General features: G+C 63.0%; 17 protein-coding genes. 7 read left to right on the top strand and 10 right to left on the bottom strand.

The window, feature by feature from the left end:
- Position 1: 1 nt before the first annotated feature.
- From GQ59_RS32730 to coxB, 4 genes are all read right to left on the bottom strand, one after another.
- On the bottom strand, positions 2-139 hold the full coding sequence (locus GQ59_RS32730; RefSeq protein WP_037084261.1) for a cytochrome c oxidase system small membrane protein: 138 nt from the start codon (positions 137-139) through the stop codon (positions 2-4).
- Positions 139-1,095, bottom strand: coding sequence for a heme o synthase (locus GQ59_RS19715; protein WP_037084260.1), 957 nt, complete (start codon positions 1,093-1,095; stop codon positions 139-141). The genes GQ59_RS32730 and GQ59_RS19715 overlap by 1 nt, the downstream gene beginning before the upstream one ends.
- A 67-nt stretch (positions 1,096-1,162) precedes the next feature.
- Positions 1,163-2,869, bottom strand: coding sequence for a cytochrome c oxidase subunit I (ctaD, locus tag GQ59_RS19710; RefSeq protein WP_037084259.1), 1,707 nt, complete (start codon positions 2,867-2,869; stop codon positions 1,163-1,165).
- Between the two features lie 18 nt (positions 2,870-2,887).
- Positions 2,888-3,772, bottom strand: a complete 885-nt coding sequence (gene coxB / locus GQ59_RS19705) for a cytochrome c oxidase subunit II (protein ID WP_051904076.1) — start codon at positions 3,770-3,772, stop codon at positions 2,888-2,890.
- A gap of 411 nt (positions 3,773-4,183) precedes the next feature.
- Between coxB and GQ59_RS19700 the strand changes: the two genes are divergently transcribed.
- The 7 genes from GQ59_RS19700 to GQ59_RS19670 all read left to right on the top strand — a co-directional run bounded on the left by GQ59_RS19700 (position 4,184) and on the right by GQ59_RS19670 (position 8,841).
- Positions 4,184-4,834 (top strand): invasion associated locus B family protein, encoded by a 651-nt coding sequence (locus GQ59_RS19700; RefSeq protein WP_037084256.1) that lies wholly within the window; start codon positions 4,184-4,186, stop codon positions 4,832-4,834.
- A 44-nt stretch (positions 4,835-4,878) separates the two neighbouring features.
- The gene (locus GQ59_RS19695; protein ID WP_051904075.1) at positions 4,879-5,070 is read left to right on the top strand and encodes a DUF1304 family protein; all 192 of its coding nucleotides are present in this window, start codon (positions 4,879-4,881) and stop codon (positions 5,068-5,070) included.
- A gap of 4 nt (positions 5,071-5,074) precedes the next feature.
- Positions 5,075-6,082 (top strand): 4-hydroxy-3-methylbut-2-enyl diphosphate reductase, encoded by a 1,008-nt coding sequence (ispH, locus tag GQ59_RS19690; protein ID WP_037084419.1) that lies wholly within the window; start codon positions 5,075-5,077, stop codon positions 6,080-6,082.
- A gap of 141 nt (positions 6,083-6,223) precedes the next feature.
- Complete coding sequence (locus GQ59_RS19685; RefSeq protein ID WP_037084255.1) at positions 6,224-7,207, top strand: homoserine kinase; 984 nt, start codon at positions 6,224-6,226, stop codon at positions 7,205-7,207.
- Positions 7,204-7,644, top strand: coding sequence for a ribonuclease HI (gene rnhA, locus GQ59_RS19680; protein ID WP_037084253.1), 441 nt, complete (start codon positions 7,204-7,206; stop codon positions 7,642-7,644). Before GQ59_RS19685 ends, rnhA begins: the two co-directional genes overlap by 4 nt.
- Before the next feature lie 21 nt (positions 7,645-7,665).
- Positions 7,666-8,469 carry an endonuclease/exonuclease/phosphatase family protein gene (locus GQ59_RS19675; RefSeq protein WP_037084418.1) on the top strand — a complete coding sequence of 268 codons (804 nt, stop codon included), beginning with the start codon at positions 7,666-7,668 and terminating at the stop codon, positions 8,467-8,469.
- Between the two features lie 63 nt (positions 8,470-8,532).
- Positions 8,533-8,841: a Dabb family protein gene (locus tag GQ59_RS19670; protein WP_037084251.1), complete on the top strand. Its 309-nt coding sequence runs from the start codon at positions 8,533-8,535 to the stop codon at positions 8,839-8,841.
- Between the two features lie 42 nt (positions 8,842-8,883).
- On the opposite strand, the gene GQ59_RS19665 is transcribed toward GQ59_RS19670, so the two are convergent.
- From GQ59_RS19665 to GQ59_RS19645, 6 genes are all read right to left on the bottom strand, one after another.
- A complete protein-coding gene (locus tag GQ59_RS19665) occupies positions 8,884-9,783 on the bottom strand; it encodes a metal ABC transporter substrate-binding protein (protein WP_037084249.1) in 900 nt (299 codons plus the stop codon).
- 16 nt (positions 9,784-9,799) lie between these two features.
- Positions 9,800-10,672 carry a metal ABC transporter permease gene (locus GQ59_RS19660; RefSeq protein WP_037084248.1) on the bottom strand — a complete coding sequence of 291 codons (873 nt, stop codon included), beginning with the start codon at positions 10,670-10,672 and terminating at the stop codon, positions 9,800-9,802.
- Positions 10,669-11,436, bottom strand: coding sequence for a metal ABC transporter ATP-binding protein (locus GQ59_RS19655; RefSeq protein WP_037084245.1), 768 nt, complete (start codon positions 11,434-11,436; stop codon positions 10,669-10,671). The genes GQ59_RS19660 and GQ59_RS19655 overlap by 4 nt, the downstream gene beginning before the upstream one ends.
- Positions 11,433-11,555, bottom strand: coding sequence for a hypothetical protein (locus GQ59_RS33340; protein WP_280114053.1), 123 nt, complete (start codon positions 11,553-11,555; stop codon positions 11,433-11,435). Before GQ59_RS33340 ends, GQ59_RS19655 begins: the two co-directional genes overlap by 4 nt.
- Positions 11,556-11,695: 140 nt before the next feature.
- Complete coding sequence (locus GQ59_RS19650; RefSeq protein ID WP_037084242.1) at positions 11,696-12,181, bottom strand: peroxiredoxin; 486 nt, start codon at positions 12,179-12,181, stop codon at positions 11,696-11,698.
- Between the two features lie 138 nt (positions 12,182-12,319).
- Positions 12,320-13,177, bottom strand: a complete 858-nt coding sequence (locus GQ59_RS19645) for a protein-disulfide reductase DsbD domain-containing protein (RefSeq protein ID WP_084683233.1) — start codon at positions 13,175-13,177, stop codon at positions 12,320-12,322.
- Positions 13,178-13,190: the final 13 nt, after the last annotated feature.

Here is a 13,190-nt window from a genome sequence, read left to right as displayed (position 1 = left end):
CCTAGTTCCCGACTCCGCCGATTTTCACCAGCGTCATGATGTAGAAAAGGACCACGAGCCCGGCCAGAACGATGCCGAGCGCGATATTGCGGTTGCGGCGGGACTTCCTCTGGGCTTCGCTGAGCGTGATTTTTTCCATCACAGCAAACCTCCCACGAGGTGCGGCAATCCCGCGAGCAGCCGGTCGGCCAGGAGGCCTGAGAAGATCGCAAAGAGATAGAAGATCGAATAGGCGAACATCTTCTTCGCCGGCATCATCTTTTCATCGCCGTCGGGCATGCGCCGGACGGCGATGGAACAGATGACGAAAATCGCGCCGAGCAGGGCGGCGAAGATGCCGTAACCGAGGCCCGCAAGTCCGGTGAGGGTGGGGGCGACAGCGATCACCGCGGTCAGCACCGCATAGACGATGATCTGGTTCTTGGTGGAGGCCTCGCCTGCGACATTCGGCATCATCGGCACGCCGACGGACCCATAGTCGCGCATCTTGAAGAGGGCGAGCGCCCAGAAATGCGCCGGCGTCCACAGGAAGATGATCAGGAACAGGAGAATACTGTCGAGCGACACGCCGCCGGTGACGCAGGCCCAGCCGATCATCGGGGGAAATGCGCCGGAGGCGCCGCCGATGACGATGTTCTGCGGGGTCGAGCGCTTCAGCCACATCGTGTAGACGACGGCATAAAAGAAGATCGTGAAGGCAAGCAGGCCGGCCGAGAACCAGTTGACCGCAAGGCCGAGGATGACGACCGAGAAGACCGAGAGCGTCAGGCCGAAGGCGAGCGCTTCCTGGGGCAGGATGCGGCCGGCCGGGATCGGGCGTTTGGCGGTGCGGGTCATGACGGCATCGATATCGGCGTCATACCACATGTTCAGCGCACCGGAGGCGCCGGCGCCGACCGCGATGCAGAGAATGGAAATCACGCCGAGGACCGGATTGATCTGGCCCGGCGCGAGAATGAGGCCGGCGAATGCGGTGAAGACCACGAGCGACATCACCCGGGGCTTCAGGAGCTCGAAGAAATCGCGTGCGCTCGCTTCCGAGAGGCGCGCGCCTCCATCGGTGCCGAGAGCGTCGTGATTGTCGATAACCGTCATTGAACCGTCCTGTTTGGTATTTCGGGGCATCGCGTTGCCGCGATGCCCTTTTTCAAGGATCGAGCGCTTACTTGATGCGCGGCAGCTGTTCCCACTGGTGGTACGGCGGCGGCGAAGAAAGCTGCCATTCCAGCGTGGTCGCACCTTCGCCCCACGGATTGTCGCCGGCGACGCGCTTCTTTGCGAAGGCTTCCCAGACGCCATAAAGGAAGATCAGAACGCCGACGAAGGAGATGTAGGAGCCGATGGAAGAAACGTAGTTCCATCCGGCAAACGCATCCGGATAGTCGATGTAACGGCGCGGCATACCGGCGAGACCCAGGAAATGCTGAGGGAAGAACACCAGGTTGACGCCGATGAACATGACCCAGAAATGCAGGTTGCCGACCCGCTCGCTGTACATGTAGCCGAACATTTTCGGGAACCAGTAGTACCAGGCCGCAAAGATGGCGAAGACCGCACCGAGCGACAGAACGTAGTGGAAGTGGGCCACGACGTAATAGGTGTCATGCAGCGAACGGTCGAGGCCGGCATTGGCGAGCTGGACGCCCGTGACGCCGCCGACGGTAAACAGGAAGATGAAGCCGATCGCCCAGATCATCGGTGTCGAGAAGGTCAGCGAGCCGCCCCACATCGTCGCGATCCAGGAGAAGATCTTGATGCCGGTCGGAACCGCGATGACCATCGTCGCGAAGACGAAATAGCGCTGCGCGTCGAGCGACATGCCGACCGTGTACATGTGGTGGGCCCAGACGATGAAGCCGACGGCGCCGATCGCGACCATGGCATAGGCCATGCCGAGATAACCGAAGACCGGCTTCTTGGAAAAGGTCGAGACGATGTGGCTGATGATGCCGAAGCCAGGCAGGATCAGGATGTAGACTTCCGGGTGACCGAAGAACCAGAACAGGTGCTGGTAGAGGATCGGATCACCGCCGCCTTCCGGCGAGAAGAAGGTCGTGCCGAAGTTGCGGTCGGTCAGAAGCATGGTGATGGCCCCCGCCAGAACCGGCAGCGAGAGCAGCAGCAGGAAGGCGGTGACCAGCACGGCCCAGGCGAACAGCGGCATCTTGTGCAGCGTCATGCCCGGGGCGCGCATGTTCAGGATCGTGGTGATGAAGTTGATCGCACCGAGGATCGAGGATGCGCCGGCGACGTGCAGCGAGAAGATCGCCAGATCGACGGCCGGACCCGGATGACCCATGGTCGCGAGCGGCGGATACATGGTCCAGCCGCCGCCGACGCCGTAAGCGCCCGCCGGACCTTCGACGAACATCGAAAGCAGCAGAAGCAGGAAGGCCGGCACGATCAGCCAGAAGGAGATGTTGTTCAGGCGCGGGAAGGCCATGTCCGGCGCGCCGATCATGATCGGCACCATCCAGTTGGCGAAACCGCCGATCATCGCCGGCATGACCATGAAGAAGATCATAATCAGCGCGTGGCCGGTGGTGAACACGTTGAACATGTGCTTGCCGCCGTCGATGGCAGCGTCGCCCTGGAAGCCGTAGACCATCGATGCCAGACCATGGAAGATCTGGATGCCCGGCTCCTGCAGCTCCATGCGCATGGCGACGGAAAGAAGCCCGCCGACGATGCCCGCGAAGATCGCGAAGATCAGGTAGAGCGTGCCGATGTCCTTGTGGTTGGTCGAAAACAGCCAGCGCTGAGCAAATGTCGGCGCGTGCGAATGATCGTGATGATCGCCGTGAGCATGCGCATCATCGTGAGAGGTGCGAGCATGAGCGTGATCGTCGTGAGCGGAATGTCCAGCCATTGTCCTCACTCCTCTGTATTACTTGGATTCATTTGCCGCGACGGCAAAATTGCCGGCAGGCTTGTCGACCGCAGCTACGAGAGCCTTGTAGGCGCCCGGCAGGTCGGTCGCAGCAGCTGCGAGCCAGGTCTTGTACTTGTCTTCCGAGACGACGCGGATGGCGATCGGCATGTACGCGTGGTCCTTGCCGCACAGTTCGGAGCACTGGCCGTAATACAGACCTTCCTTCTCGGCCTTGAACCAGGTTTCGTTCAGGCGGCCCGGAACGGCGTCGATCTTGACCCCGAAAGCCGGCATCGCAAAGGCATGGATAACGTCGGACGGAGCAGCCGTCACCAGCATGCGCACGGTCTTGTTGACCGGGATGATCATTTCGTTGTCGACGGCGAGAAGACGCGGATAGACCGCAGGGTCGGTCTTGCCGGTGGCTGCGCGGTCCTGTTCCTTCAGCATGAAACTATCGAAGGCCACCGGCGCCGGCGTGCCTTCATATTCATAGTTCCACTGCCACTGGGTGGCGGTGGCCTTGACCGTCATGTCCGATTCCGGAATTTCGAGCTGGGCATTCAGGAGATTGAAGGAGGGGATGGCGAGGAAGAAGAGGATGAGAACCGGGCCAAGCGTCCAGATGATCTCGATCGCCGTATTGTGGCTGGTCCGCGACGGTACCGGATTGGCGCTGGCGCGGAACTTCACGACGACGACGACCAGCAGGGCCAGAACCAAAAGCGTGGTCGGCACGATGAACCACAGCGTATAGTGGTTGAACCAGCGAATCTGGTGCATGATCGGCGTTGCTGCCGCCTGGAAATCAATCTGCCACGGATGCGGCTGGTCCGCAAAACCTGCGGAAGCAAAGAGCAGACAGATGAGCGCCGTCATCACTGCAAAAGCCCTGTTCATCACTACATATCTCCCCATGCGTCTGATCTCGATCAAACCGAACGCAGAATCCAAGCTATATGGTCTGCTTCAATCACAGTTTGCCTGCCGCCGCAATATCTGGCGGGAAAAGCCCATGCGGCATTTTTGCGCCTCCGGGATAAGCCCGGAATCCCGTGATAGCCAGGGGCCGCAGCCCGCTTTTTCTGCCGTGCCGAGGTCCTGTTTCAAAGGCCTTCCACACCTCCCGCCGCGTCATTATAGACTGCACGGCGGCTAAAATCCGGCGTTTTCTTGATAAAAGTGACGGCTGGGCCACGCCGCTTGGCGGGTCCCACTTTCGCCGTACTCCACTGGAAAGAGGTCAGGGCTTTTCATTTCGTCTAGTGAACGACAAGAATAGCCGCACTGATTCGTCTTCCAGAGGTTTCCATGGGTCGTCCCTCCCTGATCTGCGCCGGTCTAGCCGTGATGCTTGCAGCCGCCGTTTCGCTTCCCGCGTTCGCGCAGCAGCCGCAGCCCGGCCCGCGGCCCGCTGCACCCCAGTCGGCCCCCCAGCCGGCTCAGGGCGCCAAGCCGGGACCGCAGCCGCCCCGGCCGGCGCCGAATGGCGGGCAGGCCCAGCAGCCTTCGGGGCAGCAGGCGCAGCCCCCGGGCAACGTGCGCGAGAACCATGGCGCATGGTCGATCATCTGCGACCGGCCCGCCGGCGCTTCCGCCGACCAGTGCGCGCTGATGCAGAACGTCATCGCCGAGGACCGGCCGGAAGTCGGCCTGTCGGTAGTGGTGCTGAAGACCGCCGACCGCAAGGCACGCATCCTGCGCATCCTCGCGCCGCTCGGCGTGCTCCTGAAGGACGGCATGGAACTCTATGTCGACAACAACAATATCGGCCGCGCCTATTTCACACGCTGCTTCTCCGAGGGCTGTTATGTGGAAGTGGAGATCGACGAGGAACTGATGCGCATCCTGCGCGCCGGCAAGGCCGCCGTCTTCGCCCTGCGCGAATCCGCCGATCAGGACCGGGTCGGCATTCCGATCGAGCTCACCGGCTTCGGCCCAGGCTACGACGCGCTTCCCTGATTTCCTAAAGAGACGAGCGGAGCTCCGAAGGCCGTGAGGCAGTCGTGATTTCCCCCGCGCTTCGACGACGCGGCGCGCGGCGCGATCCCGCCTTCGCCTTCCGATTGAAGCTCTTCTTTCTTGTGTGCGTGACCATTGCCGCTATATATGGCGCGTGGTCGGTCAAGTCGCGCATCCTGCTCATCCAGGGCGGTCCGGCCATTTTCGCTCTCGTGCTGACAGTCCTGGCGTCCTGATTTGATGGCATCATCCATACCTGAAAAAAGCCCGCTCAAGATTCGTCTCTGCGGCCCTCGCGGTTTCTGCGCCGGCGTCGACAGGGCGATCCAGATCGTCGTGCTGGCGCTGAAAGCCTATGGCGCGCCGGTCTATGTCCGCCACGAGATCGTCCACAACCGTTATGTGGTCGAGGGTCTCGAAGCGAAGGGCGCCGTTTTCGTCGAGGAACTGGACGAGATCCCGGCCGAACATCGCCAGCAGCCGGTTGTCTTCTCCGCCCATGGCGTACCGAAATCCGTGCCCGAGGATGCCGAGGCCCGCAATCTCTTTTATCTCGATGCGACGTGCCCGCTGGTTTCGAAAGTCCACAAGCAGGCGATGCGCCACCAGCGCCTCGGCCGCCACGTGGTGCTGATCGGCCATGCCGGCCATCCGGAAGTGATCGGCACGATGGGCCAGCTGCCGCCGGGCACGGTGTCGCTCATCGACACGATCGCCGACGCGGAAGCCTATGTTCCCGAAGATCCGGACAATCTCGGCTACGTCACCCAGACGACGCTCTCGGTGGACGACACCGCAGGCGTGATAGCCAAGCTGCAGGAGCGTTTCCCGAACCTCACGGCGCCGGCGGCCGACAGCATCTGCTACGCCACCACCAACCGCCAGGAGGCGGTCAAGGAAGCAGCTCCCGGCTGCGACCTCTTCATCGTCGTCGGTGCTCCGAATTCGTCGAATTCCAAGCGGCTGGTCGAAGTGGCGCTAAGGGCAGGGGCCAAGCGCTCCCTCCTGGTGCAGCGCGCCTCCGAATTGAACTGGGACGAGATCGGCCGCATCGGCACGCTCGGCCTTTCCGCCGGCGCCTCCGCCCCGGAAGTCATCGTCGACGAGATCATCTCCGCCTTCAAGGAGCGTTTCGAGGCCGAGATCGAGCTCGCGATCACCGCGGAAGAAACCGAAAATTTCCTCGTCAACCGCGAGCTGCGCGGCGTGCCTTTGACGGTTGAGGACATGGCATGGGTGAATGGGTGAGAGCCGCCCGGCGAAACCGGAAAAATCGATAGAGCGGTCCGATTTCAGCTTCGGACGCCCCGACCTCTAGCGAAGGGCCGGGCGAGCCGCTAGGAAAGCCCCATCACCAATCTGCGCGGCAGACTCAAGCGGGATGACACCTTGGCTGTTTACACCGATATCACCGAAGACGACCTGAAGCAGTTCCTGACCGAATACGACGTCGGCGAACTGACCTCCTACAAGGGGATTGCCGAAGGCGTCGAGAATTCGAACTTCCTGCTGCACACCACCCGTGATCCGCTGATCCTGACGCTTTACGAAAAGCGGACGGATGAGCGTGACCTGCCGTTTTTCCTCGGCCTGATGCAGCATCTGGCGGCCAGCGGCCTGTCCTGCCCGCTGCCCCTGCCGCGCAACGACGGAAATCTCTATGGCACACTGTCCGGCCGGCCCGCCGCCCTGATCTCCTTCCTAGAGGGCATGTGGCTGAGGAAGCCGGAGGCGAAACATTGCCGCGAGGTCGGCAAGGCTCTCGCCCGGATGCACCTTTCCGGTCAGGATTTCGGGCTGACGCGCCCGAACGCGCTTTCCGTGGAGGGCTGGAAGACGCTTTGGGAAAAGTCCGCCGAGCGGGCCGATGAGGTCGAGACCGGCCTGCAGGACGAGATTTCCTCCGAACTCGATCACCTGGACCGAAACTGGCCAAAGGATTTGGCCGCCGGCGTCATCCATGCGGATCTCTTCCAGGACAACGTCTTCTTCCTGGGCGACGAACTGTCCGGCCTGATCGACTTCTATTTCGCCTGCAACGACCTGCTCGCCTATGACGTCTCGATCTGCCTGAATGCCTGGTGCTTCGAAAAGGATGGCGCCTACAATCTCACCAAGGGCCAGGCGCTGCTCGAAGGTTACCAGAGCGTCCGTCCGCTTGAGAAAGCCGAGATCGAGGCCCTGCCGATCCTTGCCCGCGGTTCCGCGCTGCGGTTCTTCCTGACGCGGCTTTACGACTGGCTGACGACGCCGGCCGGCGCCCTGGTCGTCAAGAAGGACCCGCTCGAATATCTGCGCAAGCTGCGCTTCCACCGCCAAATCACATCTGCCACCGAATATGGGCTGGCCGAGGAAAGACTGTCCGCATCATGAAGCAGGTAGAGATTTTCACCGACGGCGCCTGTTCCGGCAATCCCGGCCCGGGCGGCTGGGGCGCCATCCTGCGTTATGGCGACACGGAAAAGGAAATGTTCGGCGGCGAGGCCGAAACGACCAACAACCGCATGGAGCTGATGGCGGCGATCACCGCGCTGAACGCGCTGAAAACCCCCTGCGAAGTCAACCTTCACACCGACAGCAAATATGTGATGGACGGCATTTCCAAATGGATCTTCGGCTGGAAGAAGAACGGCTGGAAGACAGCCGACAAGAAGCCGGTGAAGAATGCCGAGCTCTGGCAGCAGCTTGAGGAAGCGCGCAACAGGCACAAGGTGACGCTGCACTGGGTCAAGGGCCATGCCGGCCATCCGGAAAACGAGCGCGCCGACGAGCTTGCCCGCCTCGGGATGGCACCGTTCAAGAAGAAGTAGGGGGAGCGCTGAACGATGATCTTGCGCCTGATCTCCCTCAACGCCTGGGGCGGCCGAGTCCATGCGCCGCTGATGCAGTATCTCAAGGCGGCTGACCCGGATGTGCTCTGCCTGCAGGAAGTCACCCGCACGCCGGATGCGGCCGCCGACTGGCTGGCCTACCGCGACGGCGCCTTCGAACTGCCGCAGCGGGCCAGCCTCTATGAGGATGTGAAGGCGGTTCTGCCCGGTCATGAGGCGATGTACGCTCCCGTCGCCCGAGGCACGCTGTTCGAGGGTGACCGGGAGGTCGGCTCCGAATTCGGCCTCGCCACTTTCGTGCGCGGCTCTTTCCCGATCATCGGCCAGCAGCTCGGTTTCGTCCACGGAGCGTTCTCGGCCGACGGCTGGGGCGAGCACCCGCGCTCGCGCAATGCCCACGCCGTCCGCGTCCACCGCTACGATACCGGCTCCGCGGTGACCATCGTGCAGATGCACGGGCTGCGGGATTTGGCCGGCAAGGGCGATACGACGGCCCGGCTGGCCCAGGCTCACGCTCTCGTCGCGCTGATCGGAAAGGTCTGGCAGCCGGGTGAACCACTTGTCGTCTGTGGCGATTTCAATCTGCTGCCCGGCAGCGAGACCTTCGCCATTCTCGCAAAGCTCGGCCTCACCGATCTCGTCACCACCCGCGGCTTCACCGATACCCGCACGTCCTGGTATCCGAAGGACGGCCGTTATGCGGACTACCTGCTGGTGACGCCGGATGTGAAGGTCGAGAGTTTTAATGTCGTCGCCGAGCCGGAAGTTTCCGACCACCGCGCGCTTCTTCTGGAAATCGCCTGAGCCGCTGTTGCGCTCGCAGCATCAGTCACTATTCTGCCGCCAACAACCCGGGGAGGTCCGCTCATGATCCTGCATTGCGTATTCGTTCGGTTCAAGGCGGCCCTCCACCAGGCCGACAAGCAGTCGATCTACGAAGCGGTCGCCGCGCTGAAGCATGTCACGCCCGGCATCCTCGACGTGAAGTTCGGCCAGAACGTTTCCCCGGAAGGCCTGAACGGCGGCTTCCTCGACGGTTTCATCGTGACCTTCGAGAACCCCGAGGCGCGCGACGCCTATCTCGTCCATCCGGACCATATAGCTGTCGGCGACCGGATCATCGGTTCTGCGGACGGCGGTCTGTCGGGGCTTCTGGTTTTCGATATGGCGGTCTGAAGAAAGGCCGCGGGCTTTTGCCCGCAGCCTCCTCTTGCGGGATCAGCTCGACTTCGCCATCGCCGCGGCGATCTGGTCGACATTGTAGCGGAACATCTTCTCATAGGTGGGCGCCGGTCCCTTGGCATCCGAGAGCGATTCCACATAAAGCTCGCCGCCCGGCTGGGCAGCCGTCGCCTTGGCGATCTGCTTCACAAGCCGCGGATCGTTGGAGTTTTCGAGGAAGTAGGTTTTAACGCCCTCGGCCTTGATCTGCTCGATCAGCTTGGCGACGTCGGCGGCGGAGGCTTCGGTCTCGGTCGAGAGGCCGAGCGGCGCGAGGAAGCTCACATTGTATTCGCGGCCGAAATAACCGAAGGCGTCGTGGCTGGTCAGCACCTTGCGGCGGTCGGCCGGGATCTTGTCGAACTTCGAATGCGCGTAGGCATTCATCGCGTCGAGCTTCTGGAGATAGGCTTCGGCATTCGCCTTGAAGGCGCTCGCATCGGCCGGGTCTGCCTCCGACAGGGCCTTTTCGATATTGGCGACCCAGACCTTCACGTTGACCGGGCTGTTCCAGACATGCGGATCTGTCACCGTCTTGCCGTCTTCGTCCATGGTGCGGGTATTGACGCCTTCCGACACCACGACCGGCTTGCCCTTGTAGCCCGACGCGGTGATCAGTCGGTCCATCCAGCCTTCCAGGCCTTCGCCGCTGACAAAGGCGACCTGCGCCGCCTTCAGGTTCCGGGCGTCCGTCGGCGACGGCTCGAATTCATGGGGATCGCCGTTCGGGCCGACGAGGTTCGTCACCTTCACATGTTTGCCGCCCACCTGGGAGACGACGTCGCCGAGCACCGTGAAGGAGGCGACGACCTTGAGCGTGTCGGCGAAGGCAGGCACGGCGGAAAAGGCCATGAGGGCGGGAACGGCGGCGGAGAGAAGCAGTCTGCGGGATATCATCGAGGTCTCCGTGAGGTCAGCCCGCGAGATGCGGGCGGGGGAAGAGCCGTCGGGCAAGGCCGGACGGTGCGAAAAGAATGGAAAGACCGTAGATCACCGCCGCCGTCATGATGATCGTCGGGCCGGAGGCGAGTTCGAGGTGATAGGAGACGACCAACCCGACATAGCCGGAGACGGCCGCCGTGGCGGCGGCAAGAACTATCATCGCGGTCAGGCTGCGGCCCCAGAGCTGCGCCACCGCGGCCGGCAGCATCATCATCCCGACCGCCATCAGCGTGCCGAGCGCCTGGAAGCTCGCGACCATGTTCAGCACCACGAGCAGCAGGAACAGCGCGTGATGGACCGGCCCGCGGCCGCCGACGGTGCGCAGGAAGCCCGGATCGAAACATTCCGCCACCAGCGGCCTGTAGACCAGGGCAAGGGCGATGAGCGTTACCGATGTGATCGAGCCGATGAGGGCGAGCGCGGAGCCGTCGATCGCGAGAATGGTGCCGAACAGCACGTGCAGCAGGTCGATGTTGGAGCCGCGCAGCGAGACGATCAGCACGCCCAGAGCCAGCGAGGTCAGGTAGAAGCTTGCAAAGCTCGCATCTTCCTGCAGCACCGTGGCACGGCTGACCACGCCTGAAAGTAGCGCCACGGAAAGCCCCGCCACAAGCCCGCCGATCCCCATCGCGGTCAGCGACAGCGAGCCGGCGACGAGATAACCGATCGCCGCACCCGGCAGCACCGCATGGCTCATCGCATCGCCCATCAGGCTCATGCGCCGAAGCATCAGGAAGACGCCGATCGGTCCGGAGCCGAGCGCCAGGCAGAGGCAGGCGACCAGCGCCCGGCGCATGAAGCCGTAATCGGCAAACGGCGCGATCAGCAGATCGTAGGCGCTCATGCGACAACCCCGTTGCTCGATGCCTTTCCGCTTGGGCTCTCGCAAATCCCTGCGCCGTCGTCCCATCGCTCCGCCATCATCCGCGCCTTGAGCAGATTGCCGGCCGACATCACCTCCGCCGTCGGCCCCCAGGCGATGCATTCGCGGGCCAGAAGCAGGGTCTCGGGAAAATGCGTCCGCACCTGCTCGAGGTCGTGCAGCACGGCGATCACGGTGCGGCCCTCGCCATGCCAGTGCGCGACGATGTCGAGCAAATCCTGGGTCGTGCGCGCATCGATCGCCGTAAAAGGTTCGTCGAGCAGGATGACTTTGGCGTCCTGAAGCAGGAGGCGCGCAAACAGCACGCGCTGGAACTGCCCGGCTGAGAGCGAGCCGATCGGGCGCCGCTCGAAACCGCTGAGGCCGACGGCGGCGAGCGTCTCCGCCGCTTGGGCATGTTCCTTCGCTCCGTTCGCCTTGAACGCCCCCGTATGCCGCCAGGTGCCGAGCAGCACCGTATCGAGGACGGAGATCGGGAAGCGCCGGTTGATGTCCGCCGCCTGCGGCAGGTAACCGAAATCGCTGCGGACGAGCTGATGCTGCAGCCGTCCTTCCGCCGGCTGCAATTCGCCCATGATCGCTTTCATCAGCGTCGACTTGCCTGCCCCGTTCGGTCCGGCAATGGCCGTGAGGCTGCCCGCACGGAAGAAGCCCGATATGTGATGGACGGCCGGATGGCGGTCGTAGGTCACCGTGAGATTGTCGAGCGTGAGGAGGGCGCTCACGGCAGCATCACCGCCCAGGCGATTGCCAGCCACAGCAGGCCGAGAAGCAGCGCGACGTAGACGAGGCGGCCAAGAGCCGAACGGCCGATCAAGCCAGGGGAGAGGAGTGCATGTGCCATTCGGTTCGCCATTTACGTAATAACATTACGGTTATGTTATAACGATTATGGCGGAAAGAAGGCGGGATCAAACGCGATGGGGGACATAAAACAAAAAGGGCGCCGAGGGCGCCCTTTTCAAACGGAATGCAAACTCGGCTTCAGAGCTGTTCCAGCATCGCGGCGGCGCCGGAGACTGTGGCCTGGCCGGGGCTTTCCTCGACGTTGAGCGACTTCACGACGCCGTTTTCGACCAGCATCGAATAACGCTTGGAGCGCACGCCGAGGCCGCCGGCTGAAAGGTCGGCGTCGAGGCCGAGCGCCTTGGTGAAGGCGCCGTCCCAGTCGGCCAGGAAGTGGATCTTGCCGAGGCCGCCGGTCTGGGTCGCCCAGGCGCCCATCACGTGCCAGTCGTTGACGGCGAGGACGGCGATGTCGTCGACCCCCTTGGAGAGGATCGCGTCGCGGTTCTCGAGATAGCCCGGCAGGTGGTTCAGCGTGCAGGTGGGCGTAAAGGCGCCCGGCACGGCGAAGACAACCACCTTCTTGCCGTCGAAAAGCTGTTCGGTGGTGATCTCCACCGGACCGTCCGCGGTCTTTTCCTTGAACTTGGCTGTGGGAAGTTTGTCGCCGACGGCAATCGTCATGGGGCTCTCCTCGGTTGGGCGAGCGCCTGTTTCAGGCCCGCCATTCGCGGCGCACTATAGAGCGCACCTGGCGCAAGACAAGGGAAAGGCGCAATGCAACAGGCCGCCGGAGGCAGGTTAGATCAACAGGACGTGACCTCAGTCGAAGGCGAGCGAGGTTTCCATCGCGCGGTTGCCGGCGATCACCAGAATGCCCCAGCGCTTGCCCTTGATGTCGTAGTTCTTCGGCAATTTGCCGACCGGCATGTCGAGCGCGTAAGCGTCGCCGTCACGCCGGCCGTTGACGCCATCGAAGAGCACGTGGCCCTGCGGACCGGTGACGATCACCTGAGGCGGCGCCGAGGCCTCGGGCGGCAGTTTCAGCTTCAGGGCCAGCTTGTCCCGCCCCTGCGTCATCGCATAGTAGGTGACCGCGAAATCGTCCGAGGGCGGTTCCGGGAGCTTCGAGGCTGCCGCATTGAGGATCATCGCCTCTTCGACTGGCGTGCCCTTGGTGGCTCCGAGCTGCAGCGAGAATTCCGCTTGGAACGGAATGCAGATATTGCGGCATAGGCCGACGAAGGCGGAAGCGCCGAGGTTCAGCGGTTTGCCGGGATCCTCCATCTTGAGCTCGAAGGGCAGGGTGACCGCATGGTCGTAGCCGATATCGCGCAGCTTGCCGTTGTCGATCCGCTTCGGCACGGGATAGCTCATGCTGTTCAGCGTTACGCCGCTTGCCTTCGAAAACATCATCTGCGGCGGAATGCCGGCATCGCCCGGCTCCTTCCAGTAGGTGATCCAGCCGGCCTTCGGTTCGATCTGCAGCGCGCCACGCACCGTGCCGTCGGGCTCGGGCGGCATCGCCACCACCCGCATCCGGCCGCCCTCGTTGCTCGCCCACGGCGTGGTCTCGGCGCAGCTCATCGAGGCAATACCCAGAACAGCGCCTGCAGTGATGCAGGCGGCGAGCGCTGCGGGCGCGCGGGACGGAATGCTTCTCGGCGAAATTCTCTTCATCGACCAAGCGTTT

Origin of the sequence: Neorhizobium vignae (assembly GCF_000732195.1) — a bacterium.
GTDB lineage: Bacteria > Pseudomonadota > Alphaproteobacteria > Rhizobiales > Rhizobiaceae > Neorhizobium > Neorhizobium vignae.
This window is presented reverse-complemented; position numbering and strand designations above follow the sequence as displayed.